This is a genomic window from Idiomarina xiamenensis 10-D-4, assembly GCF_000299895.1.
Lineage (GTDB): Bacteria > Pseudomonadota > Gammaproteobacteria > Enterobacterales > Alteromonadaceae > Idiomarina > Idiomarina xiamenensis.
This window is the reverse complement of the sequence record NZ_AMRG01000001.1, coordinates 224817-249647: the sequence shown is the minus strand read 5'-3', so window position 1 is coordinate 249647 and position 24831 is coordinate 224817. Positions and strand designations below refer to the sequence as shown.

Genomic DNA, 24831 nt, shown 5'->3' with positions numbered 1-24831 from the left:
TTAAATTTGCTGACTTAATCATTGGACGTTAGTGACAAGTAAAAATTCAGTGACGTTAACGATGGTTGCCGACAAGCAGCGTTGGATAAAATCGTTAAAACTGATACTTCAAACTGACACTGTAGTTAACGGGTGAGCCGGGCATTGTCCACAACTTGTGATAAGAGCTTTCAAAATATTCTTCATCAAATAAGTTATTCACGTCGAACTTCAAGCTGAGTTGAGGACTGAGTTCAATCGATGCCGCTAAATTCACCAAGGTATAAGACGGTAAAATATAATTAGGATCGGTTGTCTCACCCAGACGATCACCGACGTAGCGGACGGTGGCCGCGAAGAACGCGTTTTTGGTCAGCAACTGAGTGTAGTGATTTAACGAGACATAGCCCGAATGCTTAGCGATATTGATCAAACGCGAGCCTTTAGGAATGGCGACGCCCCAGTCAGAGTTGACCATTTCATTTGCGGTTTCGGCGTCGGTGTAGGCATACCCCAAGTCAACGCTGGTGTTATCGGTTAACTCGGTGTTAAGTTGCAACTCGACACCGCGACTTTTCACTTCTCCCAAGGTCGCCGAAAAGCCGGTATTTGGCTCTGCTGTCAGCATATTGGTTTTTTCAGCATCAAATATCGCCACACTGCCAGACAATCGGTCGGCGACATTTTGCCACTTAGCGCCCACTTCGAACGACCGGGTTTGTTCTGGGTCGAAGGCGTTGCGATCGGCATCTAAGCCCGGGTTGGGTCTAAAGCCCTCGGCGTAACTGGTATACAAGTTGAACTTATCAGTCAATTGATGAACAAAGCCGACGCGCGGGGTGAACTGCGTTTGCTCCTGACTCTGTGTAACGTCGTTCTCTTTATTGAAAATATGCTGCTCAAACTTATCCACCCGAAAGCCGACCAGCAGTTTAGATTTCTCAGTCACATCAATCAGATCTTGAGCATAAAAGCCCAAGCCCTCTTGCTTTTCAAAGGTTAACGTTTTTGGCAATACCTGTGGACGTGGAATGCTGTAGTCAGGGTTATGAGGGTCAATACTGTAAGTGGTATCACCTGCGCCCCACGCGGTTCTCCAAACACGATAATCGGTATCAAGGTGATAATTGTAATAATCCAGGCCCATTAACAGGTGATTAGCAAAACCAGCCAACTGAAAATCACCACTTAATTCAAATCGCGTCGATAAGTCGCGCGCCTGATAATCACGCTCACGGCGCTGTCTGGATAACATATCAGGGTCGCTGTAAAGCAACTGTCGTCCGTCCGAGAGTTCGGTGTCTGAAGACACGCCTGCAAATGAAGAATCACGATAGGCGAAGCCACCTAATAGGTGCCAGCTTGAGTTTATAGCGTGATTAATGACTAACTGATGTCCCAGCGCTTTGACTTCGTGCGCGCCGTCGCGAATATCGCCATAAAAAGCGTCCGGCTCGACCGCATCAAAATCGTTATTGAGCACATAAACCCCGCGATCCAGCGGCTTTTCTTGATCAAGCACTTCCAGTTCGTAGCTTAGCTTGGTCGAAGCAGAAATATTCCATATCAACGACGGATGTAAATTGTATTTTTTAAAGAAAACGTGGTCGCGATAGCTATCAGAGTCTTCGTACGAACCGTTAATACGAAAAGCGCTAACACTGTTAATGGCATTGGTATAATCAAATTCTAGTTGTTGCTTATCATAATTACCCAAGGTGCCTTGGATATAACCTTGCTCATCAAAGCGTGGTTTTTTAGTAATGATATTAATGGTACCGCCGGGTTCACCCTGCCCGTATAGTGCCGAGCCCGGCCCTTTCATGACTTCGATAGTTTGAATATTGACAGTGCTACGAGTACCACTGTAACCGCGTAGGTTAAAACCATTTATCAAGTAACCCGTGGGATTATTCTCATCGCCGGCAAAGCCGCGCACCGCAAAACTATCGAACATACCACCCAAGTTATTTTGTCTGACCACGCTGGGTGAAAAATCTAATGCATCAATAAACTGAGTGATGCCTTCATTATTCAATTGATCTGCATTAATTCTGTCAATCGCCTGCGGGGTTTTCACCAATGGCACATTACCGCGGTAGGGCTGGCGATGTTGCACCACTTCGATACGCTCAATTTCTGCGTTAACTTGTTGGGGAGAATCAACGGGTTCTTGCGTTAGTTCCTGCGTTAATTCGTGCGCTGTGACTTGCGCCAAGACTCCGCTCGAAACAATAGCGATTGAATACACAAACAACTTTTTCATGTCTTTTACTGGGCGTGGGGATCGAAGGCAGGGATGATACTTTATAACATAACTTACAACAACTCCATTGATAGACGGCAAGGCCGAAGACAGCCCCTATTGAAGTTTATCGCCTTGCTGCCGATATAAGCGTTATCGCAATAATGATGATTCGCTGGCACAAGGAACTGAGCGGATGAAAATACCCCATAATGACAGTTCGATTCAAACGCCGTTAGGCGCGCTGAGCAAGCCGGATAATGCTAAAAATAGTCAAGCTCAATTAAGCTCGACTCAGCAATCGCTAACCGTCGACCAGTATCATCAAACGCCCATAAACGCACCCGTTAACGATACCTACAATAAAACGCTAACCATTAGCGCTAGTCAGCAACAACTGACGCAACCGCTACAAACCTTGATCGACGAATCCATGCACCGTTTAGCGCTGGCGACCGGCAACCTATATCTGCCCGGCGGCAGTGTGCCTAAAGCGGTCGAGCGCATGTTCAACCAATTCAGTGCCATCATGACACAAATCGGTAAAGAACAACCCGATTTACTGCATCGTGGTTGGGGCATCGCTATCGACAGCGATGGCAACCTTGCCGTGACCGGCAAGATCAGCGAGCAGCAAAAATCTTATTTAAGCGAGCGCTTAAACAGCAATGAAGAATTCGTCGAGGGTGCTCGACAGTTCCAAGAGAACTACTTAAAACACAGTCAGGTCGAGTATAAAGGCTGGGGCACATACAACGTCAATGACAGCAACTTTGCCGACGTTTTCGACCTTCGTGAACTGGTTGAACAATCAGCCGGAGACGCCGGCTTTAAAAAAACTTGGGGCAAAACCTTTAGCTGGTTGGAGCTTACCGACAATATCACTTCGCAGTTAAGACGCAAGGCAGAGAAATACGACGCTTAAAAAGCTAAGCCTTTGATCTGCCTATATTCCTTGATAAAAATGCTGGCAGCAGGTAAGGTCTATCAATTGTTAAATCAGTATTAACAATTGGCTCAAGCCTTAATTTACCAAGGACTCCCATGAAATACACACTGGCTATTATTGCTGCGCTATTGTCGTCGTTAGCGCTTGCTAAAACCCCCACGTTAAAAGGCTCCATGACCCTTTCGGTAAAACAAGGCACCATAGATGCCGATTTTCAATTGAGCGACATCCCGCCAATCGAAAACTATCTAATTCTGATCAACTCGGGAATGAACATTGAATACCTGAGAAATGAGCAGGAGAGCGTTAACTACGATTACAAAAAAGCATACAACGCGACCTATTCTAACGAAAGCTTCGGTTACTACCTGCCTGATGAGACTGGCGACGCCAAGTTCCTGCCTGAAACGTTAAGTTTTAAATACACGGGCAAATACCCGGTGATCGCAGATATGAGTAAAGCCAGCGATCATGGCGATTGGAAAGGCAATATTGCCTTTAATGGAAAAACCGTCAGAGCCGACGGCTTACAAGCGGCCTGGTATCCCGTGTTGTACGACGTGGATAATGATGTTTATTACGACAAAATAAGCTATGACATCAGCATTAACTGTTCCGACTGCCAATCGATTTATGTCAACGGCAGTCAGCCAATTGCCGATCAGAGCGGCCAATTCAGCAGTAACATGCCAACCTCGTTAATGCTCTTCGCCGGAGACTATGACATTACCGAAGCGCGCGGCAGCCTCTTTTTAAACACCAACCTCTCTGCCGAACAAGTGACTGAGTTCGCCAGCATGAGCGCTGCCTTTGTGGAATTTTATGAAAACCAATTAAACATCCCTTATGGGGAAAAACCGGTGCTTATTCGTACCACACCGGTCGCGAAAAAGAAGAACTGGTTGTTTGTTTCCTATCCAGCGGTGGTCTATATCACCCATGCGCAAAGCGGGTTCGCCGACTTTATCGACGCGGAAAAATCAAACTTCTTCCAACCCTTCTATGCGCACGAACTGGCACATTATTACTTTGCCAATTATCGCATGTTTAACTCCGCGTTAGGCGACATGATCATGGAGTCTTTTTCAGAGTACTTAGCGATGAAAATCACCAAAGCACTGGTCAGTGAAGAACGCTATGCAGCCATGGTCGAAGAAAAGCTCAACGCTCTGCGCGACGTCGATTTGCCAGCCATTAGCCACATCACATCGCCAGCCGATTACGGCAACAGAAACCGCTATGTCTATACCTATTCCCCCATCATCTGGCTAATGGTCGAACAAGAAATCGGCGAAGACAACATGTACGCTTGGATGACCGAGCTGCTAACCGCCGATACTGACTCAACCGACTATGAGTTTCTAATCAGCACCCTCGGGCGTGTGTTAGACAACGATGAGCAGTTAAATACGATAAAAACGCAGTACTTATCAGACGTTCAGATACCCGAATCGCTGGATGAGCTGTCACGACAATAGTCAGCAAAAACGATAAGGCTTCGTATTCGAAGTTAGCACGGGCATTAACGACCACGCCTGTGTGGATGTCGCTGATATCAAGCCACATCCAGTCATTAAGTCCCGGCGCAGCAAATGGTTGACGTTATCAGCGTAGTTCAAATACTCCAACTACCTGCGCACCCGACCAGTGCTGTTGAAGCGGTGCGCCGCCAATTCCGTAAGCTCATTAAAACCAAAAGCGATTTTGCCATCGAGAACAGCTTGCTCAAGCGACTCTACTCGGGTATGCCAAAAGCCTCTAGGCACGCTGGTCGCATCCTGTACAACATTGAAGCCTGCCGCTGCCGCAGCTGACCATCCACTTCGAAGGCCGACTGGATGATCATATAGGCTTATGAGAATTTGGCTGGCATATAATATTGAACACTCTCTATGTGCCGCTGAAGACAATGAGCAGACATTCTGTGCCTTTATGACCGGTCGCAGTGTGCGCGGGGCGAAGTACCAAAAAGAAGGTCTAACCCCAGCCAATTTTGCTTGAGTAACAGTTGATAAACTTGTTAACTCTATAGTATTTGTAATGCTTTAAACAAACCTCGATGTACGACCAAGCGCTCGTTAAAATTGATTCGACTCTCTTTGTTTTGATATCGAAAAAAGCTTAGTTGCCTTTGCCTTGGTTCATTACCAACTACGCTAAAGTGAAAGAGTATCTTTAAGGCTAATTCTGCATTTTTTGTCGTTACGGTTCCAGTTTCTACTGCCCTTGAGTATTGTTCTTTGAACTCTTCAATCGTGAAATTCTGCTTTCTTATTTCTGAAATAACCATCAGAATTTCTTTTATATCAGGCAAAACCCCATGGATTTCATCGATCAACTCTTCTTTAAGGTAATTGGAGAACGCCTTATCTACCTTTTTGACGATATCAGGCCCTATCTTTGTTCTTCTCTCAGATACTGCTTCCTTAGCACAGACCTGTAGGTACCGAACAAAGTCACGAGGCCTTAACTGGGTACTTTTTGCGATATAGGTATACACATCTGTCTGTTTTTTCTGTCTGTTCCCGTACTCAATTTTTTCCGGACTAAATGCGAGTGCCCATGCTTGTTTAAAAGAGAGAGGTTCAGATGCTCGATATTTCGCCCTAGTCAACCTAAAAGCTATCAGATCTTTAATCGTGTTTTTATCCCAGTCGAGATCTAAACGAAAGTCATTCCATTTAGTTTTGTCTGAGTCTGTAAGCAAGTCGTAAATATCATCCCGAAGAAAAACAACAGGTTTGACGCCACTAGACTCGCTAGGGAAAATAGACTTAATATCTTGAACCGCTTTAAACAAGCTAGTTATTAACGAAAGGTAGTTTGATTGGCCCCCTGTTTTTATAATACTACTATAGTCTTCGTCTAACTCATCAAATACGATATAGTAGTTCGCTTCATCAATGTAGCGACTGATTACGTCCTCTAATACATCGACTTTTTCTATCCAAGTTTGATCTCCGTTATCTTCGGAAAGTTTAACTTTACCGCCTAGGCCTAGGAATTTTACACTCCATTCGTTAGCTACCCATTTTTTGATTATTCGCCTCAGATTATTGATAGGCTCTACACTTCCATAAATCTTCTCAAGCTCCAATCTGACCTCATTATCTACAGCTTCGTTTCTTACGAACATCCTACATATAGAACTGTAAATAAGGTATTTCCATAACGTTATGTACTGGTTAGGTTGGGTATAGTCTTCGTCATTTAACTCATATAGTGAGTTGAATGGAAAGTTTTTAAAAGTGAGTTTCTCGCAAAATACGTCATGAGAATTCTTGCTGAAAATATTTTGGGATATTGCTGTCTTTCCGACACCCTTTCTACCTATCACATATGAGTACTTACCAGCCTCAATTGCAGAGACATCTTTATCGTGAAAGAAATATCTTCCTGAGTCTTCGAACTTTGCATCAAGTTTCCATTCACTAATTTCCTTTAACATTTCCATCTATCGTCCTTAAATTATTATGTACTTAACACCTAATAAGCGAAACTTCATATAACACCTGTTTCCTATGAAAAACCATTAGCTTAGTTTTCAAGAGAAAGAAACTAGACGTCCGCTATACGTACACAGTTGACCTACAGCCAGCTTTGGCTGGCATCGAAAGACGAACAGCAGGCAGCCGACGCTCACATTTGCGGCTGGTTTGGAGCGCAGCGTAAAACCAGTTCGACAACATGCGTTTGTTAGAGCAGTTACGCGATATTTCGCACTGCAAAATACTCTGCCTTTTTGTATGAGTCTCTAAGGTTTTTTGGGAGCAATGAAAGTACAGCATCCTTAATGGCGGATTGACCAACCCTTAAACCCTGCTGATCGCTAAGACCCCAGGCTTCATCCGAGCAGCTACTCTTTTTAGCGAACCTGAATATATCCTCAAAAAATGAACGTACTGAAGTGAAAGCCTGGTCTTTCTGCATTGCTTCAAGGTTACACACGATTGCAGAAGAGTAATCCATTGAGGTATTTCCATCCTTCTGCCTCCTAGCGGAAATAATCAACAACTCTGCTTCTCCGCTATATTGCCATTTAGATTCAGATTCAATCTCATGAATTACGTCGGCAAATGCTTTTTCGCTAAAAAACCAATCAACCCCATCTATTCTTGCCGTTGAGTCTTGATCGGGGTAATGATTTTCTGGCCAATAGGAACCATAACCCACGCAAAAGAAATCAATAGCTTCGCCTGAGCGATGATGAAAGTAGTTCAGATGACTAACTATTTCACTTTTAGATATTGCTGATTTTGGATGAGCCAACAATATTCCAACAAGTTTTGAATTGCGAGATTCTTCAACTCTTACAGTTTGATATCGAGTTGGAGTATTCATATCTAAAAATGTCATATAGCCGATAGTGAGAATGGGTTCCTTCTTCAAATATTCAACGCGCCGAGGGAGGTCAGAACCAATCTTTTTTATTATTCCACTTAATGAATGTGCGTCGTACACGAAATCTCCTTGAGTAGTTCTAACATCTGACGATCGAGAATTCACAGTAACACTCTGTCTTCCTCATCCCTGAATTCCATACATAATTTATTCATAACAATAATACCTTACACTGGATTATGGGGTAGTTTCCAATAAATTATATGAGTGTTGCAGTGAAGTATCAGTAATAACGCTTCCCGCTTATTATAAAGAACCGTAGATACAATAAGTTAAGTGGTATTTATCTTATGTAAGTGCATTTAATGAGAATTCTCAGTCATTCCAAAACATATGGCTTAAAGTATATTTAGCATGCTTGATGAAATGAAAGTGAGGGCTGCGAAGTCGCCTATGAGCGATTCGCCCTCATCCATATGTACCATCGGCTGGTGACCGCAATTTACGCACTACCGATTTTAGGGGCTAGAATTCTGAGGAACAGCTTCATGTACAAAGGAGTCACCCAAACACGGTGAGCTATATGACTCTAAATGACTGTAAATCGACTAAGCGATTGCGCTGGTAGTTGTCAGACTTAGTAGTGCTCTGGTCAACGAAAACCTAAGAAATATCCAGTGAGAAGAAAAATGCCAGTCAGCTTTTAACTGACTGGCATTAACCATAACTGCCTAGCTTTTTTATCTATGCGTTCACAACCTTAATTGTTGCTCGCCAATACCCCCTACCGATATTCCTCGATCGGTGGGCATGAGCACATCAGGTTGCGGTCGCCGAAGACGTCGTCGATGCGGTTGACGGTAGGCCAGAACTTGTCGACGCTGACGGCGGCTACTGGATAGGCGGCCAGTTCGCGTGAGTAAGGACGATCCCAGTTGTTGTCAACGATATCGGCCAGCGTGTGCGGTGCGTTGTGCAGCGGGTTGTTGTCCGCTGACCATTCGCCGCTCGCCACTTTGTCGGCTTCTTGCTTGATCGATACCATGGCTTCGATAAAGCGGTCCAGCTCGGCTTTTGACTCTGACTCGGTCGGCTCGACCATCAGCGTACCGGCTACTGGGAAGCTCATGGTCGGTGAGTGGAAGCCATAGTCTTGCAAACGCTTCGCCACGTCCATTTCAGAGATGCCTGAGGCGTCTTTGAGCGGACGCAAGTCGATGATGCACTCGTGCGCGACACGGTCGTTACGGCCTTTATACAAGATCGGGAAATGCGGGCTTAAGTGCTTAGCCACGTAGTTAGCGTTCAAAATCGCCACTTCGGTCGCCTGACGCAAGCCACGGCTGCCCATCATCACAATGTACATCCACGAGATTGGCAAAATACTGGCGCTACCATAAGGTGCCGCCGATACCGCGCCGTTAGCGCGCGCCGTGCCCTCGATGTTGATTTGCGTATGGTTAGGCAAAAACTCGGCTAGGTGCTGTTTAACACCGATTGGCCCCATACCCGGACCGCCGCCACCGTGCGGAATGCAGAAGGTTTTGTGCAGGTTTAAGTGCGAGACATCAGAACCAATCGAACCCGGTGAGGTAACGCCCACCTGCGCGTTCATGTTGGCGCCGTCCATATACACCTGGCCACCGAAGCTATGCACCACTTCACAGACTTCGCGGATACCTTCTTCGTAAACGCCGTGAGTAGACGGATAAGTGACCATCAAGCAAGACAGGTTATCGCCCGCGTCTGCCGCTTTGGCTTTCAGGTCGGCGATATCGACGTTACCGTGCTTATCGCAATCGACCACCACCACTTTCATGTTCATCATTTGCGCCGACGCCGGGTTAGTACCGTGCGCCGAGCTCGGGATCAAACAGATGTTGCGATGCGCATCACCACGGCTTTCATGGTACTTCTGAATCGCCAACAGGCCAGCGTACTCACCCTGCGCACCCGAGTTCGGTTGCATCGACATGGCGTCGTAGCCGGTAATGTCTAACAGCCAGTCTGACAGGGTACCGATTAACTCTTGATAACCCGCCGCTTGGTCGACCGGACAGAACGGGTGTAGCTGGGCAAACTCCGGCCACGTAACCGGGATCATTTCGGCGGTCGCGTTCAGCTTCATGGTACAAGAGCCCAGCGAGATCATGCTGTGGTTCAAGGCCAAATCTTTGTTTTCCAACTGCTTGATGTAACGCAGCATGTTGGTTTCTGAGTGATAACGGTTAAATACCGGATGCGTTAGGATCTCGCTTTCCCGTTGCAACGCCGCCGGAATCGATTCCACTTCAGCAGCCGCTACCCGACCATCCAGGGTATCGACATCCAGACCGTGTTCGCTGCCCAAAATCACGTCAAATAAACGCTCGACGTCGGCACGGGTTTTCGCTTCGTCGATACTCAGACCGAATACGCCTTCGCCATCGACGCGAAGGTTGATTTCGGCGGCTTTAGCGCGTGCTAGCACATCGCTGGCGTCGCTAACGCTAAAGGTCAGGGTGTCGAACCAATGGCTGGTATGTAGTTTGATACCTTTGTCCTGCAAGCCCAAGGCGACGATATCGGTTAACCGATGAATACGCGAAGCGATGGTTTTTAAGCCTTGCGGGCCGTGATAAACGGCATAAAACGACGCCATGTTGGCTAACAATACTTGCGCGGTACAGATATTCGAGTTGGCTTTTTCGCGACGGATATGTTGTTCGCGGGTTTGCATCGCCATACGTAATGCGGCGTTGCCGCGGCTGTCTTTTGAAACACCGATAATACGGCCCGGCAACGAGCGCTTGAACTTATCGCGGGTAGCAAAGAAGGCCGCGTGTGGACCACCGTAGCCCATCGGTACGCCAAAGCGCTGCGCCGAACCGAACACCATATCGGCGCCCATCTCGCCCGGTGATTTTAACAGCACCAAGCTCATTAAATCGCTGGCGACAGCAACAATGGCGTTATTATCGCGCAGTTCGCCGATCAATTGCTCGATGTTGTGCAGTTGACCTTCGCGATCAGGGTATTGCAACAAGGCACCAAACACGTCGTGGTCGGTGGCTTCGCGCGCTGGCCCGACAATCACCTCAAAACCAAAATACTCGGCGCGCGTTTTTACCACGTCGATGGTTTGTGGAAAGACGTTATCGGCAACATAGAACGCATTCGACTTTTTATTTTTGCTGACACGCTTAGCCATACCCATGGCTTCGGCGGCGGCGGTGGCTTCGTCTAACAACGACGCGCTAGCCAAATCTAAACCGGTTAGATCCATGGTCATTTGCTGGAAGTTCAACAAGGCTTCTAAGCGGCCTTGTGCCACTTCTGGCTGATACGGCGTATAAGCGGTGTACCAACCTGGGTTTTCCAACACATTGCGGAGGATCACGTTCGGCGTCAGGGTGTCGTAATAACCCATACCAATGTACGACTTGAAGACGCGGTTTTTGCTGGCGATCTCGCGCAAGCGCGCCAGTGCATCACGTTCGCTTTGTGGCTCACCGATGCTCAGGAAGGGGTCGCGCAACACGGCGCCCGGTACGGTATCTTTAGTCAGCGCTTCCAGCGAGTCGGCGCCCAATGCAGCAAGCATGTCGCGTTGCTCGTCGGCACCTGGCCCAATATGACGGCCAATAAATTCATCCTGATGTTCAAGTTGTTTCAGCGTGGTACTGGTCATTACCTCGGCCCTGTACGTTGTGGGTTAAACGCAAAACCCCGGTGCTACACCGGGGTTCTTTCGCTTGTTACGTCCGGTTGCTAACCGCAACAGCAATGCAATAAAATTAGTCTTCGTCGACAACCGCTTGGTAACCGTTGGCGTCAAGCAGATTCTCAATTTCGCTAGCATCGTCGGCTTTGATGCGGAACAACCAACCGTCACCATATGGGTCGTTGTTGACGGTTTCTGGTGCATCTTCTAAATCTTCGTTAACCGCGACGATTTCACCGGCGATCGGTGCGTAGATGTCTGACGCCGCTTTGACCGACTCAGCCACGGCGCAGTCGTCACCAGCGGCGTAAGTTGCGCCAACTTCTGGCAGCTCGACAAAAACCATGTCGCCCAGCAGCTCTTGAGCGTGCTCAGAAATACCGACGGTAAAGGTGCCGTCACCCTCGTCACGGATCCACTCGTGCGTTGATGCGTACTTTAGTTCAGCAGGAATGTTGCTCATAATGTTTCCCTCTGTGCCGGCCACGCCAGCGCTTTATGTGTTAATACGTAATGTTAGAGAACCGATGTGCCGTTACGGACAAAGCTTGGTTTAACCACTTTTACTTTAACCAATTTTTTCCGCATTTCCACTTCCGCACTATCGCCAACCGGTTGCGGCACCCGTGCCATCGCAATCGAAAAACCCAGCGTCGGCGAGAAGGTGCCTGAGGTGATGATGCCCTCGCCGCCATCGACGATAACCTTTTGTCCATGACGGAGTACGCCACGTTCTTCCATCACCAAGCCAACAAGCTTCTCAGTGCCTGCGGCTTTTTGCGCTTCTAACGCAGCACGACCAATAAAGTCACGGTCGCTCGGTTCAAACGCCACACTCCAGCCCATGTTGGCCGCCAACGGCGAGACGTTTTCGTCCATATCTTGTCCATACAGGTTCATCCCGGCTTCTAAGCGCAGGGTATCGCGCGCGCCTAAACCACAAGGCGCCACATCGGCCTGTAACAGTGCATCCCAGAGACTAACGATTTCGGCGGCGGGAACGATGATCTCATAACCTTTCTCGCCGGTATAGCCAGTGGTGGCAATAAAATATTGATCAACCTGCTTACCAAAGAACGGCTTCATGCCGTCGATGTTGGCAAATTGCTGGGCGTCTAAGATTTGCGCCAGCTTGGCCGCCGCGTTGGGGCCTTGCAGGGCAACCATGGCAAAGTCATCGCGCTCTTTTACGCTGACTTCAAACTCGCTCGCGACTTTATTGATCCAACCTAAATCTCGCTCGCGGGTGGCCGAGTTGACCACTAAGCGGTAGTTGGTGTCGTCGAAATAATAAACGATCAGATCGTCGATCACACCGCCGTTATCGTTCAACATGCTGGTGTATTGTGCCTTGCCGGGCTGTGACAATTTTGCCACATCGTTGGCCAACAAATAACGTAAGAAGGCTTGCGCCTGATCGCCAGAAACGTCGACGATGGTCATGTGCGATACGTCAAAGACACCGGCGTCGCGGCGTACCGCGTGGTGTTCTTCGATTTGTGAACCATAGTTTAATGGCATATCCCAGCCGTGGAAGTCGACCATTTTCGCACCGGCTGCGACGTGTGCGTCATAAAGCGGAGTTCTATTCGCCATAACGGATGTTTCCTCATGGTTGCTGGCGGCTGAAAAATCAGGCTGGAATTATAGAGCCGGACGGCGCCAACAACAAATCAATATTACTTATAATGCCATTTAAAAAGTTAATAATTGGCTTTACACTATTTATATTCATTATTAGCAGCACTGCTCCAGCCGAGGCCAAACCGATGTCGGTACCGATGAAACACCTGTCTTTAGACGCGCTGCGCGCCTTTACCAGCGTGGTTGATTTAAACAGTTACACCGCCGCCGGTCAGCAGTTGGGACGCTCACAGCCGGCCATTAGCCTGCAACTGCAAAAGCTGGAAGAACAATTAGGCGCGCGCTTACTAACCCGCCAACGTGGTCGCATGCAGTTAACCGCTGCCGGCGAGGCACTGTATGCCTCGGCACGACAACTGTTGAACCTGAATGACCGAGTCTTTGCGCAGTTTCAACAGCCGTCGCTGGCGGGGCGTGTGCGACTCGGCATTCCTAGCGAGTTCGCCAGTACCCTCTTGCCACGGGTGTTGGGACAATTTGCACAGTCTTATCCGCAGGTCACGCTAGAGGTAACCTCGGCGCTCAGTGAACAGTTGCTACAACAAGACGATGAGCACGATTATGATGTGGTAGTAGCGCTGCAAGAGCCGACGCAGCAAGTCCGCAAAGACGAGCTGTTAAAGCAAGAGAGCCTAGTCTGGGTGGTTAGTTCGTTGATGCCACCGCTGGCCAAAAACGCGCCGGTGAGTTTGGTGGTGGCGCCGGACGGCTGCATTTACCGGCGGCGCGCGTTACAGGCGCTAAAAAAGTGTCAGCAGGCGTGGCGCATTAGCTACACCAACGCCGACTTTTCCGGTTTAAAGGCGGCGTTGCACAGCGGTTTGGGAGTGACGGTGCTAGCCGACAGCGCGGTGCCAGATAATTTTACCCGACTGCCCAGCAGCAAAACAATCAATAGCGCTAGCGGCTCAACGGCACTACCGGAATTAGGCCGGGTCAATTTGGTGCTGAAACAACGCGCCAGCGATAATCCGGCGGCCAGTCAACTGGCGGTGTTCCTGCGCGAACGCATTTAAGCGTTATTGACCCAGCGCGGCACGGGTTAGCAGACGTTTTAACGGCGAGACCTTGTCGGCCACCTGCAAAGCCATACCGCGTAACAATTTCGGCAACAGTTGTTGCCCATGAAAACCGCGTTTAAAGGCTTCCATGGCAGCAATCATGGTTAGCGCCGCGGCTTTGCGTTCGGCCTGATACTCGCCCAGCGCCCGCCCCCAGCGCGGTAATGGCTGTTGCGTCAGTAGCTCGGTTAAGCGTTCGGCGTCGGCTAAGCCCAAATTAGCGCCCTGTCCTGCCAATGGATGAATGGTATGAGCGGCATCGCCGACCAACACCACATGGCCGCGGTGCCACTGGCGGCTGTATTGCATGCGTAAAGGAAACGCCCGACATTCGCCCAACAATTGACATTCGCCCAGCACGTTATCGCTGGCAATTTGCAGCTCACGCATGAGCCGCTCGGGTGACAAGGCCTGTAAGCGTTCGGCTTCGGCGTTGTCTTGCGACCAAACGATGGAACATTGTTGGCCATCCGCCAGCGGTAATAATGCCAACGGTCCGTGTGCTAAAAATACCTGCCGCGCCACGCCTTGATGAGGTCGCTGGCAGCGGATCGCGGCGACCAAGGCTTGTTGTTGATAATCCCACGCCGTTAACGGCAACGCTAACCGTTGGCGCCATTGTGAGCGACCACCGTCGGCGGCAATCAGTAAGTCGGCTAACAGCGTGGTCTTGCTTGCGCCAGCGGCGCTGACGACTTGCAACTGCAAGCGTTGGCCGGGCACAAAATCATCGTTTAAGGCGGCTTGCGGCTCGGCTTCTAACTGGGCGTCAGCGATGATGGTGACACCGACTTGCTCGGCACGATCCCATAACGCTTGCTCCAGCACCGCGTTTTCAACAATCGCTCCTAAGTCGTCGGCACCCACCTCATTGGCGGCAAAATCGATCTGAGCAAAACTGTCTTTATCCCACACCTGCATCGCCTGATACGGACCTAAGCGTGCCGTTGGCAACTGTTGCCACACTTGCAACTGACTGAGCCAGGCGCGACTGCGGTGATTAATGGCGCTCACCCGCAGCAACGGTAAAGCATCGTCGCTGTTGTCATCGTCCGGTCGTTGACCGCGCTCAACCACGGTCACCTGATGTCCGGCCTGGGCCAACGCCACCGCACAACTTAAGCCAATCATACCGGCGCCAACAATGACAATCGACTGCGCTTGGTTCATGCCTTGTGTCCTACTTTAATTGTCCAGTTTTCCCATCGCCAAGGTGGCTAACCGACGTCGCGCGGGTGCCAGATGGTCGATGGCTAATAATGCTAAGTTGCGACCGAAAACCAAGGGTGCATAACGGTTAGAAAAACTGCGCACCAAGGTGTCGGTAAAGCCGATAATGCGACCATAATCGGCTTCACGCCGCAGTTTATAATCATGCAGCACGGCAAAACTGCCGCTATCAAGGTGGTCTGTCGGCGGTTGCTGACGCCAGCAGTCCAGCAGGCTAGTCACGTCGCGTAAGCCCAAATTAAAACCCTGACCGGCAATGGGGTGTAGCGCGTGTGCGGCATTGCCCATTAATAACGCACGATGTGCGGTAAACTGCGGCGCTTGCTGCAGCTTTAACGGAAAACTGTAACGTGGCCCCAAGCCGACAAAGCGTCCAGCGCGATAACCGAAGGCACGCTGGCAGGTGCGTAAAAACACCTCATCAGAAACGTCCAACATATCCGCCGCCGCATCATCATGCAGGCTCCACACCAGCGAGGCTTGGCGCGGTCCAACCGGCAGCAATGCTAACGGTCCGGTTTCGGTAAAACGCTCATAAGCCCAGCCCTGCAGGTCGCGGTCGACATCGATGTTAGCGATGACGCCGACTTGTTGGTAATCGCTTTGTTGCATGGGTAACTTTAACGCCTTCGCCACCTGCGAATGTTGACCATCGGCGCCAACCACTAGCGCACTGTGTAAACAACGGCCATCACTTAAGCTGACTGCGGCTGCCGCCTCGGTTAGCTGTACGTCATCAACGCGGCAGTCACTGAGCCAATCGATGTTAGGGTGTTGTCGGCATTGCTGATACAACAAGTCACCCAGAGTTGCCGCCGCAATGACCTGACCCAAGGCCGTTACGCCCAACTGCTCGGCATGCAGTAGTGTTAATCCGGCAAAGCCACGGTCACTAATATGAATGTGCTCAATCGGTTGCGCTGCGTGCGCAATGGGCTGCCACAGTTGCTCGCGTTGCAGAGCCTCGACCGAGCCCGCCGCTAGTGCCAGTGTACGTTTATCGTTACTGGCACCCAATGCTTGCGGCTCGACTACCGCTACCCGCCACTGCGGCTGCTGGCGAGCACTGAGCAGCGCCAGTAGTGCGCCGACCAAGCCACCACCGGCGATCAGCAGTTGATAATCTACCCGCGTTGCGCCAGCCATTGTTCTACCTCGGCCACGGTTTTGGACACCGCCGCCGTCATGTTTTCGTAACCATCGGCGGTAACGATTAAATCGTCTTCGATACGAATGCCGATACCACACCATTTTTTGTCGACGGCGACACCGTCAACCTCAGCCTGCAACGGAATATAAATGCCCGGTTCGATGGTCAACACCATTCCCGCCTGAAACGGTCGTGGTTGGCCTTGGCGTTGATATTCGCCAACATCATGCACGTCGAGTCCAAGCCAATGCCCTAAACCATGAATAAAGAAGCGTTTCCAAGTCGATTTTCGCCAATTATCGTCGAAAGTTCCGGATAATATTCCTAACTCCAGCAAACCTTGGGTGATCACCTTGGCTGCCGCCTGTTGCGCGGCAATCAGGTTACTGCCCGGCTTGACCTCGTCAAAAGCCGCCTGTTGCGCTTTCAGTACCAATTCATACAGTTGTTTTTGCGGTTCACTAAAGCGGCCGTTGACCGGAAAGGTGCGTGTAATGTCTGCGGCATAGCCCTGATACTCAGCACCAGCGTCGATTAACAGCAGATCACCATCGCGTAGTTCGGCGCTATTCTCGGTGTAGTGCAAAATGCAGGCGTTATCGCCACCGCCGCAAATGGTGCCATAAGCGGGATGCAAGGCACCCTGGCTGGCAAATTCGTGGTGTAGCTCGGCCGCTACCTGATACTCGTAACGTCCGACCTGAGCATAGTGCATGGCGCGCTTAAAGGCGGCAACGGTAATGCTGGCGGCGCGGCGCATGATATCCAGCTCTTTAGCGCTTTTTATCAGCCGCATTTCGTGTAGCAAGGGTCGCAAATCGCTGAATTGTTGCGGTGCTTTATTGCCCTTTTTGGGAGTCTGGCGCAAACCATCGCTTAATTGCCAAAGTAGCTGGTCTAACTCAGCGTTGTCACCGTGGCAACTGAATACAGTATGTACACCGTTCAGCAACTCAAACAAGTGTTCGTCAATGGTATCGGTGCTGTAAGCGGCATCGACACCCAACTTATCCAGCGCCGCATCGACGCCTAAACGACGGCCGTGCCAAACTTCGGCGTCGGCATCGGAGGGCTGACAAAACAGCGTCACCGGTGTGTTGGCCTGCGGTGCCAACACTAATAACGCATCCGGCTCGTTAAAACCGGTTAAGTAAAAAAAGTCGCTGTTCTGACGGAACGGAAATTCGGTATCGCGGCTGCGGGTCACTTCGCTGGCCGCCGCGATGACGGCAATACTATCGGCTGGCAGTTGCTTTAATAACGCCTGCCGACGGCGTTGGTAATCAGTTGTCGTTAAACTCACCATCAAACCTCTTTATCGATCGCGGTAAAACATCGAATGGCGGTTGCCATTCATGGTTGCAGACGCTTTAGTGTAGCGTCTTTTGGGTTTTACAATCGCCACCTTGCGAGTTACCCAGCTCGCTAAAACACATGATCGCCGACACCCGTAAATATTCGAGTATTTCGTAATAGGCGTGTTCGGCGTCTTCACCGTCGTCAACTTCAAAATCGACTTTGGCAATTTCGACCATATCGTCGATAACCTCGCGCAAATCGCTAGAGACGTTGGCAAGATTTTGTTGGTTAATACCAAACCCGACTAAGAATGATTGCACCCAATTGACCAACGCCTGTAAACGTTCTGGTAAAGGAGCATTATCCTCAGGTAGCAGCAATTGAAAACCCAAATCCGGGTCGCGCAATGCCGCGCAGATGTCCTGCATCAAGTTTTTCAACGTTTTTGTCAGCTCGGGATGGAACGGCTGGCCTTCGTTGGCCAAATCGCTCATCAGGGTGAGCCAGTCTTCGCCTTCAATACTGCTGCCACTGGCGACTAAGCCGGCCAAGGTGCCGTGAATTTCTGCCGGTGAGGAAAGTAACTCGTAACGCTCGAACAGTTCGTTCAAACGATCATAATTAAAGCTTTGCGTTGTCGACATAATCTTTCTTACGCTTATTGACCAAAAGCGGCCTTGAAAATAAAGTCAGTAGCACACATCCTAACACTGGCTTTACGCAGGCGCTAGCTGACAACACCCCGTCGGGCATGCCATAATAGTGTTAAAACGACCATCAGGAAGGATGTGAGCGATGACTGGCCGTACTATGGATATTCATTTACTCGACCGCAATTATCGGGTCAGCTGTCCAGATGGACAAGAGTCGGCGTTACAGCGTGCGGCAGACAACCTCAACCAACGTCTGGAAGAAACCCGTCAACGCACTAAGCTCACCAACATGGAACAGTTGGCGGTGATGACCGCGCTTAACCTGTGTCATGAGTGGATGCAAGATCAAGCCGAGCAGGCCGAGCGCCATGCCGCTTTAGAAGAAAAAATCGAATTACTGCAAGCCACTATCGAACAAGCGATTAGTGAACAACGACATGATCGTCGTTAAGCATTAATTCGTATACCTGTTTAGGGTTCCCTGGGATGTACGCCAGCAGGCTAATGTCCCTGAGCCGATGCTTTTTAATCAGGGGATCGCTGGCCCGTCATGAGCAAGCCCGGCAAGTACCGGGAAGCCTACGACGGATACCAATCGCTCCCCGCCTTGAACCAATGGGTTCAAGGGCTACAGCCACGCAGCGGCATTCTGGGGAACCACCCTCTTAGGTACAATCGGATATTACTGTTTGGCCTCTTGCACCAGCTTGCGCACGTCTTCAAGCAATTCATCGACGCGGTAAACGACACCGTCTTTGATGGTGTACTGTAAGGCCCGCTTACGCACCGGTTGGTTATTATCGTCTAAGCGAAAATGGCCGGTGCCATACAATAACTTAAAGTTGTGTAACGGGTTTTCGTCGGCAATGATCAAATCGGCTTTTTTGCCCACCGATACCGTACCAATGTCCTCCTCCATGCCCAGCGCTTCGGCGCCAGACAAGGTGGCGGCGCGAATCACTTCTAATGGGTTAAAGCCCGCTTCGCGCAGTAACTCCAGTTCACGAATAAAACCAAAACCGTAAACCTTATAGATATAACCGGAATCCGAACCGGTGGTGACGCGGCCACCGTGGTTTTTATAGTCGTTTAAAAACTGCATCCAAATGCGGTAGTTTTGCTTCCATTGGATCTCTTCGTCGGTGGTCCAGTCAAACCAGTATGAGCCGTGTGCATAACGGCTGGGTTGAAAGAAGTCCCACAACTGCGGCAAGGTATATTGCTCGTGCCAAACTGCTTGACGCTCGCGCATTAGGTCACGACTGGCTTCGTAAATCGTTAATGTCGGGTCGATGGTAAAATCTAGCGCAATCATTTCATCGCGCACCGCGTTCCATCTTTCCGAACCGGGCTTAGCCGCTTGTTGCCAGAGCTTACCCGCCTCGGCAAAACGGTCTTGCTCGTTATTGTAGTTGTAATTAGCCGGATAATTCTGAATCACCTGTTCGGTAAATAACGCTTCGGGCAAGCCGTACCAATGCTCCATTGAGGTTAACCCTAAACGTGCCGAATCTAAAGCGTTCATACGCACCACGTTAAGCTGCGCGTGGTGCATCATGGTGCCTAGGCCTTGCTGCTGAGCCTCATCCAGTGCCGCTTGCATGACTTTTGGCGAAGCCCCAAAAAACTTAATACCGGCAGCGCCTTGTTTGGCGATAAAACGCACCCAGTCACGGGCGTCGTCGGCGCCAAAAATGGGCGCCTCCCAACCTTGCCCAAAGCCGACGTAAGGCACAATGCGTGGCGAAGCAATGGCGTTTTTCTCAGCCTGCTGCTGATGCCACTGGACCCAGTCGTAGCCGTTAAAACTACCCGGTTCGCGTACCGTGGTGATGCCATGCGCTAGCCACAGCTTCAGTACATATTCGGCAGGAATACCCTCGGCCGAGCCGCCGATATGACCGTGCATATCGATAAAACCGGGCAGCACATAATGACCACGCAAATCCATTTCTTTATCACCGGCCTCGGCTTGTGGCCGCCGCTCAGCTTTAATCGGCATGCCCGGGTTACCGACGCTGACAATTTCCGTGATGCGGTCATCCTCAATGACGATATCGACCGGCCCATAAGGTGGCGCACCCTCACCGTTAACCAGCGTCACACCCCGTAAAATCAAACGTTCATAGGGTCCGTCACCACGCTCGCGCGGCGGCGCTTTAGGTGGTGCGGCCAAAGCTTGGGTAACAAAAAACAGCAAACAGATGATCGTGATCAGCGTGCGCATAAGGTATCCTAAGGTTTTATTATAATATTGAGTTAAGGTGCTGATAATTCATGCAGCATAGCAACAGCCAGCGTCAGCGGCAATTGCCAGCAACTGACCAAGCACAGCGTCAGCAATTACGCCAGCAGCTGAAGCAACGCCGCGCGGCGTTATCGCCGCAACAACGCCAGCAGGCAGCGCAACGACTGGTCGAGCAAGTGTTGCCGCTACTCGCGTCGTCACCGGCTAAATTGACCGTAGCGCTGTATCACAGCTTTGCCGACGAATTGAATACCGAGCCATTACTACAAGCGCTACGGCAGCATGGACAGCGCCTGCTGTTACCGGTATTACACCCGATTAATCGAGGCCAACTGCTGTTTTTACACGATGATGGTCAGCAAGCGCTGAACTTAAATCGCTTTGGTATTGCCGAGCCACAACTAGACTGCCGTAAGGTCGTGCCTTTAGCGCAAATTGATTGGCTGTTCACACCACTGGTCGGTTTTGATCAGCAGGGTCAGCGATTGGGCATGGGTGGTGGCTTTTATGACCGTACTTTTGGCCGCTACCCACAGCTACAGGTAGCGGGCTTGGCATATGACTGTCAACAAGTCGAGCGCTTACCCAGTGCCGCTTGGGATGTCCCCTTACCTTTAATTGTGACGCCAACACGCTATTACCGGTTTGACAGTGGTTCGCCTAGCGACAACGCTTAATGAGCCAATAAGCAAATTTTTGGCCTTTAACCAACTAACGCCTAACTAACGACGAGCAATTATTAATGGACGCCAAACAACTGAAACAACAAGCCGCACAAGCTGCGCTAGAATTCATCGAACCCAACACCATCGTCGGTGTCGGCACCGGCTCTACCGTGAATTACTTTATCGATGCCCTAGCAACCATGAAAGATGACATCGCCGGTGCGGTATCGAGTTCGGAGGCGTCAACTCAACGCTTACAAGAACACGGCATTGAGGTTATTGAGCTCAATCATACTGCCGACATTCCGGTGTATGTCGACGGTGCCGATGAAATCACCGCTCACCTGCAAATGATCAAAGGCGGTGGCGGTGCGTTAACCCGCGAAAAAGTCATCGCCGCAGTTGCCAAACGCTTTGTTTGTATCGCCGATGAGTCAAAACTGGTCGATGTTTTAGGTCGTTTTCCGTTGCCCGTTGAAGTGCTGCCGATGGCGCGTTCTTATGTCGCCCGCGAAATCGTTAAATTGGGTGGCGATCCGGTTTGGCGTGAGGGTTTTGTCACCGATAACGGCAACCTTATTTTGGATATTCACAATTTAACTATCCTTGAACCGATGAAACTTGAGCAACAATTGAATAACATCGTGGGTGTGGTGACCAACGGTCTGTTTGCCCAACGCGGCGCCGACATCGCCTTGATTGCCAGCGCCAGCGGCGTCGACCAACGCCATGCCGATTAAATCGGCGATCAGCCACTTGCACAGGACCGCGTCATGAGCGACGTATCGTTAGCCAAAGATAAAATTCAGATCCTACTCCTTGAAGGAGTACACCCCAGTGCCGTCGAAAGCTTTGAGCGTCAGGGTTATAGCAATATTGAGTACATAAAGGGTTCGCTTGACGAAGACCAACTTTGCGAAAAAATCCAGCAAGTGCATTTTCTCGGCATTCGTTCACGCACGCAGTTAACCGCCAAAGTGCTGGCGCACGCCGACAAGCTACTCGCCGTCGGTTGTTTTTGTATTGGTACCAACCAAGTCGATTTGCACGCCGCCCGTGAGCGCGGCGTGGTGGTGTTTAACGCGCCCTTTAGCAACACCCGCAGTGTCGCCGAATTGGTGCTGGCCGAGATCATCATGCTGTTGCGCCGTATTCCAGCCAAAAATATGGCGGCTCATCAGGGCGGTTGGGATAAGTCTGCTCAGGGCTCGTACGAGGCTCGCGGCAAAGTCTTGGGTATCATCGGCTATGGTCACATTGGTACACAGTTAGGTATTTTGGCTGAACAACTGGGTATGCAGGTGCGGTTTTACGACATCGAGGACAAGTTGGCGCTGGGCAATGCACAAGCGGTGGCCAGCCTGCCGAGCTTGTTAAAGCAAGCCGACGTAGTCACCCTGCATGTGCCAGAAACGCCGCAAACCCAGTGGCTTATCGGTGCCAAAGAAATTGCCACCATGAAGCCCAGTAGCGTGTTGATTAACGCGTCACGCGGCACCGTGGTCGACATCGATGCGCTCGCCAGTGCCCTCAAAAATGAACAACTGAGTGGCGCCGCTATTGACGTATTTCCACAAGAGCCAAGTAGTAACAACGAGGTCTTCGAATCGCCGTTGCGCGGTATTGCCCAGTGTTTATTAACGCCACATGTCGGCGGCTCCACCATGGAGGCACAAGCCAATATCGGTATTGAGGTGGCGGGCAAGCTGGTGCGTTATTCCGATAACGGCTCGACACTATCGGCGGTTAACTTCCCCGAAGTTAGCTTACCGACACACGCCACCTCGCGGCGTTTACTGCATATTCACGAAAATCGCCCGGGTATGCTGACCGCGGTCAACCAGATCATGGCCGATTTAGATATTAACGTGTCGGGTCAGTATTTACAGACCGACGAAAAAGTCGGTTATGTGGTGATTGACGTCGATATCGACCCAGAAGCGAAAGTCGCTGATGAGGTGGTACAACGGCTACGAGATATCCCGGGCACTATTCGTACCCGGGTACTTTATTAGTCACGGCTACATTAGTGACCGCTACATTAGTCGGCGCTACCGCTCACTTAGTCTGACGCGGGCTTGTTGCTCGCGCTACCTTTGACCGTGCGCTCCATCGACTCTGGCGAGACATGGCGCACGTCTTTACCCTTGGCAAAGAACACGATGTACTCGGCGATGTTCTGACAGCGGTCGCCGATGCGTTCTAACGAGCGCGCCGACCACAACACGTCCATAACCTTAGGAATACCGCGCGGATCTTCCATCATGTAGGTCATCAGCTGGCGGGTTAGCGCCTCATATTGACGATCGGCCTGCGCGTCTTGCTGATGCACTTCTAATGCCGCTTCAATATCCATGCGAGCAAACGCATCCAAGACTTTATGCAGCATTGCTAACACTTGCGAGCCGAGGTTTTCCAGACTGATCAAAAATTGCTGCTGGTCCTTGTTAAAGCTTTCTTTGGCCACGCGCGCGATACGCTCGGCTTCATCGCCAATGCGTTCGAGGTCAGCAATAGTACGGAAAATCGCGATAACCAAACGCAAATCGCTGGCAGCTGGCTGCCGTTTAGCGATGATTTGAATACAAGCTTCGTCGATTTGTACCTCGAAATCGTTGACTCGATGGTCGCTGCTTAGCACCCGCTCGGCCAACTCTTGGTCAGAGTTCTCAATCGCCATTAAGGCATTGTGCAGCTGTTGCTCGACCAAGCCGCCCATGCTCAATACTTTATTACGAACCGCTTCTAGCTCTTCGTTAAATTTGCCAGAAATGTGTTTACTGGTGTTTAAATTGGCATCCATTTGCATCGCTCCTATTAACCGTAACGACCCGTAATGTAGTCTTCAGTTTTCTTTTCTGACGGCGTGGTAAATAACGTATTGGTATCGGCGTACTCAATCAGTTTGCCCATATACATAAAGGCGGTTTGGTCCGATACCCGCGCCGCTTGTTGCATGTTATGGGTAACGATAACCACGGTGTACTTGGCTTTTAACTCGGTGATCAGCTCTTCGATGGTCAGCGTCGAAATAGGATCCAATGCCGAGGTCGGTTCGTCTAACAACAACACTTCCGGTTCAATGGCGATGGAACGGGCGATTACCAGCCGCTGTTGCTGACCGCCGGATAAGCTGAACGCACTATCATTCAGACGATCTTTAACTTCGTCCCATAGCGCCGCACCCTTTAACGAGTTCTCTACCACTTCGTCGAGTACGCGGCGGTCACTGACACCCATTAAGCGCATGCCGTAGACCACGTTCTCGTAAATCGACTTAGGGAACGGATTGGGTCGCTGAAACACCATACCAATGCGTCGACGCAAGGCCGCCACATCGACATCTTTATCGTAAATATTTTTGTCGTGCAGCTTGATCTCGCCTTCAATGCGACAAATCTCGACCAAGTCATTCATGCGATTAATACAACGTAACAGCGTTGATTTACCGCAGCCCGATGGGCCGATAAACGCGGTTACCCGGTTTTTCGGGATGGCCATCGACACTTGATGTAGCGCCTGATTTTCACCGTAATACAAATTCAGGTCATTAATGGTTAACGCCGTTTGTTCGGTTGTTAAGTTCGCTAAATCAAGCGTTTCTGTATTGCTTGTGTTCGGAGTAACCGAAATCATATAACTCACCTTACTCTCGTCTTAATCT

The 24831-nt window shown here is 50.2% G+C and carries 20 protein-coding genes, 1 other RNA gene and 1 pseudogene; 9 read left to right on the top strand and 13 right to left on the bottom strand.

The genetic code is table 11. The features are described from left to right. Positions 1–94: 94 nt before the first annotated feature. Positions 95–2245: a TonB-dependent siderophore receptor gene (locus A10D4_RS01080; protein ID WP_008487173.1), complete on the bottom strand. Its 2151-nt coding sequence runs from the start codon at positions 2243–2245 to the stop codon at positions 95–97. Between the two features lie 175 nt (positions 2246–2420). On the opposite strand from A10D4_RS01080, the gene A10D4_RS01075 reads away from it, so the two are divergent. The 3 genes and pseudogenes from A10D4_RS01075 to A10D4_RS14305 all read left to right on the top strand — a co-directional run. Then, positions 2421–3149, top strand: a complete 729-nt coding sequence (locus tag A10D4_RS01075) for a hypothetical protein (protein ID WP_008487172.1) — start codon at positions 2421–2423, stop codon at positions 3147–3149. A 119-nt stretch (positions 3150–3268) separates the two neighbouring features. Next, positions 3269–4651 carry a gluzincin family metallopeptidase gene (locus A10D4_RS01070; RefSeq protein WP_008487171.1) on the top strand — a complete coding sequence of 461 codons (1383 nt, stop codon included), beginning with the start codon at positions 3269–3271 and terminating at the stop codon, positions 4649–4651. 91 nt (positions 4652–4742) lie between these two features. Next, positions 4743–5031 (top strand): annotated as a pseudogene (locus A10D4_RS14305) (IS256 family transposase); the annotation flags it as partial. A gap of 168 nt (positions 5032–5199) precedes the next feature. Here the strand turns inward: A10D4_RS14305 and A10D4_RS01060 are convergent. From A10D4_RS01060 to gcvT, 5 genes are all read right to left on the bottom strand, one after another. Next, positions 5200–6627 carry a P-loop ATPase, Sll1717 family gene (locus tag A10D4_RS01060; protein WP_008487169.1) on the bottom strand — a complete coding sequence of 476 codons (1428 nt, stop codon included), beginning with the start codon at positions 6625–6627 and terminating at the stop codon, positions 5200–5202. Positions 6628–6878: 251 nt separating this feature from the next. Next, positions 6879–7634 (bottom strand): hypothetical protein, encoded by a 756-nt coding sequence (locus tag A10D4_RS01055; protein WP_008487167.1) that lies wholly within the window; start codon positions 7632–7634, stop codon positions 6879–6881. 664 nt (positions 7635–8298) lie between these two features. Beyond that, entirely contained in the window at positions 8299–11184 is a 2886-nt protein-coding gene (gcvP, locus tag A10D4_RS01050) for an aminomethyl-transferring glycine dehydrogenase (RefSeq protein WP_008487165.1), read from the bottom strand. 106 nt (positions 11185–11290) lie between these two features. Beyond that, positions 11291–11680: a glycine cleavage system protein GcvH gene (gcvH, locus tag A10D4_RS01045; protein WP_008487161.1), complete on the bottom strand. Its 390-nt coding sequence runs from the start codon at positions 11678–11680 to the stop codon at positions 11291–11293. Positions 11681–11733: 53 nt separating this feature from the next. After that, positions 11734–12813 (bottom strand): glycine cleavage system aminomethyltransferase GcvT, encoded by a 1080-nt coding sequence (gcvT, locus tag A10D4_RS01040; protein WP_008487160.1) that lies wholly within the window; start codon positions 12811–12813, stop codon positions 11734–11736. Positions 12814–12986: 173 nt separating this feature from the next. Here gcvT and A10D4_RS01035 point away from each other — a divergent pair, with 173 nt between their 5' ends. After that, complete coding sequence (locus tag A10D4_RS01035) at positions 12987–13877, top strand: LysR family transcriptional regulator (RefSeq protein WP_237738508.1); 891 nt, start codon at positions 12987–12989, stop codon at positions 13875–13877. 3 nt (positions 13878–13880) lie between these two features. Here the strand turns inward: A10D4_RS01035 and A10D4_RS01030 are convergent, their stop codons facing one another. The 4 genes from A10D4_RS01030 to A10D4_RS01015 all read right to left on the bottom strand — a co-directional run bounded on the left by A10D4_RS01030 (position 13881) and on the right by A10D4_RS01015 (position 18245). Beyond that, the gene (locus A10D4_RS01030) at positions 13881–15092 is read right to left on the bottom strand and encodes an FAD-dependent oxidoreductase (protein ID WP_008487157.1); all 1212 of its coding nucleotides are present in this window, start codon (positions 15090–15092) and stop codon (positions 13881–13883) included. A gap of 15 nt (positions 15093–15107) precedes the next feature. Next, complete coding sequence (gene ubiH / locus A10D4_RS01025) at positions 15108–16298, bottom strand: 2-octaprenyl-6-methoxyphenyl hydroxylase (RefSeq protein ID WP_008487155.1); 1191 nt, start codon at positions 16296–16298, stop codon at positions 15108–15110. Further along, the gene (gene pepP, locus A10D4_RS01020) at positions 16277–17608 is read right to left on the bottom strand and encodes a Xaa-Pro aminopeptidase (RefSeq protein ID WP_008487154.1); all 1332 of its coding nucleotides are present in this window, start codon (positions 17606–17608) and stop codon (positions 16277–16279) included. The genes ubiH and pepP overlap by 22 nt, the downstream gene beginning before the upstream one ends. 64 nt (positions 17609–17672) lie before the next feature. Beyond that, on the bottom strand, positions 17673–18245 hold the full coding sequence (locus A10D4_RS01015; RefSeq protein WP_008487153.1) for a UPF0149 family protein: 573 nt from the start codon (positions 18243–18245) through the stop codon (positions 17673–17675). 151 nt (positions 18246–18396) lie between these two features. Here A10D4_RS01015 and zapA point away from each other — a divergent pair, with 151 nt between their 5' ends. Next, on the top strand, positions 18397–18705 hold the full coding sequence (zapA, locus tag A10D4_RS01010) for a cell division protein ZapA (protein WP_008487152.1): 309 nt from the start codon (positions 18397–18399) through the stop codon (positions 18703–18705). 24 nt (positions 18706–18729) lie between these two features. Beyond that, a non-coding RNA gene (gene ssrS, locus A10D4_RS13815) (6S RNA) lies at positions 18730–18914 on the top strand. Between the two features lie 22 nt (positions 18915–18936). On the opposite strand, the gene A10D4_RS01005 is transcribed toward ssrS, so the two are convergent. Then, positions 18937–20481, bottom strand: a complete 1545-nt coding sequence (locus tag A10D4_RS01005) for an amidohydrolase family protein (protein ID WP_008487151.1) — start codon at positions 20479–20481, stop codon at positions 18937–18939. A 50-nt stretch (positions 20482–20531) separates the two neighbouring features. Between A10D4_RS01005 and A10D4_RS01000 the strand changes: the two genes are divergently transcribed. From A10D4_RS01000 to serA, 3 genes are all read left to right on the top strand, one after another. After that, complete coding sequence (locus tag A10D4_RS01000) at positions 20532–21179, top strand: 5-formyltetrahydrofolate cyclo-ligase (protein WP_008487150.1); 648 nt, start codon at positions 20532–20534, stop codon at positions 21177–21179. A 65-nt stretch (positions 21180–21244) separates the two neighbouring features. Then, the gene (gene rpiA / locus A10D4_RS00995; RefSeq protein ID WP_008487148.1) at positions 21245–21907 is read left to right on the top strand and encodes a ribose-5-phosphate isomerase RpiA; all 663 of its coding nucleotides are present in this window, start codon (positions 21245–21247) and stop codon (positions 21905–21907) included. A 33-nt stretch (positions 21908–21940) separates the two neighbouring features. After that, on the top strand, positions 21941–23182 hold the full coding sequence (serA, locus tag A10D4_RS00990) for a phosphoglycerate dehydrogenase (RefSeq protein WP_008487146.1): 1242 nt from the start codon (positions 21941–21943) through the stop codon (positions 23180–23182). A gap of 47 nt (positions 23183–23229) precedes the next feature. Here serA and phoU read toward each other — a convergent pair whose 3' ends face one another. Both phoU and pstB read right to left on the bottom strand, forming a co-directional pair. Then, positions 23230–23970: a phosphate signaling complex protein PhoU gene (gene phoU, locus A10D4_RS00985; protein WP_008487145.1), complete on the bottom strand. Its 741-nt coding sequence runs from the start codon at positions 23968–23970 to the stop codon at positions 23230–23232. 14 nt (positions 23971–23984) lie between these two features. Further along, entirely contained in the window at positions 23985–24803 is an 819-nt protein-coding gene (gene pstB / locus A10D4_RS00980) for a phosphate ABC transporter ATP-binding protein PstB (protein ID WP_008487144.1), read from the bottom strand. Positions 24804–24831: the final 28 nt, after the last annotated feature.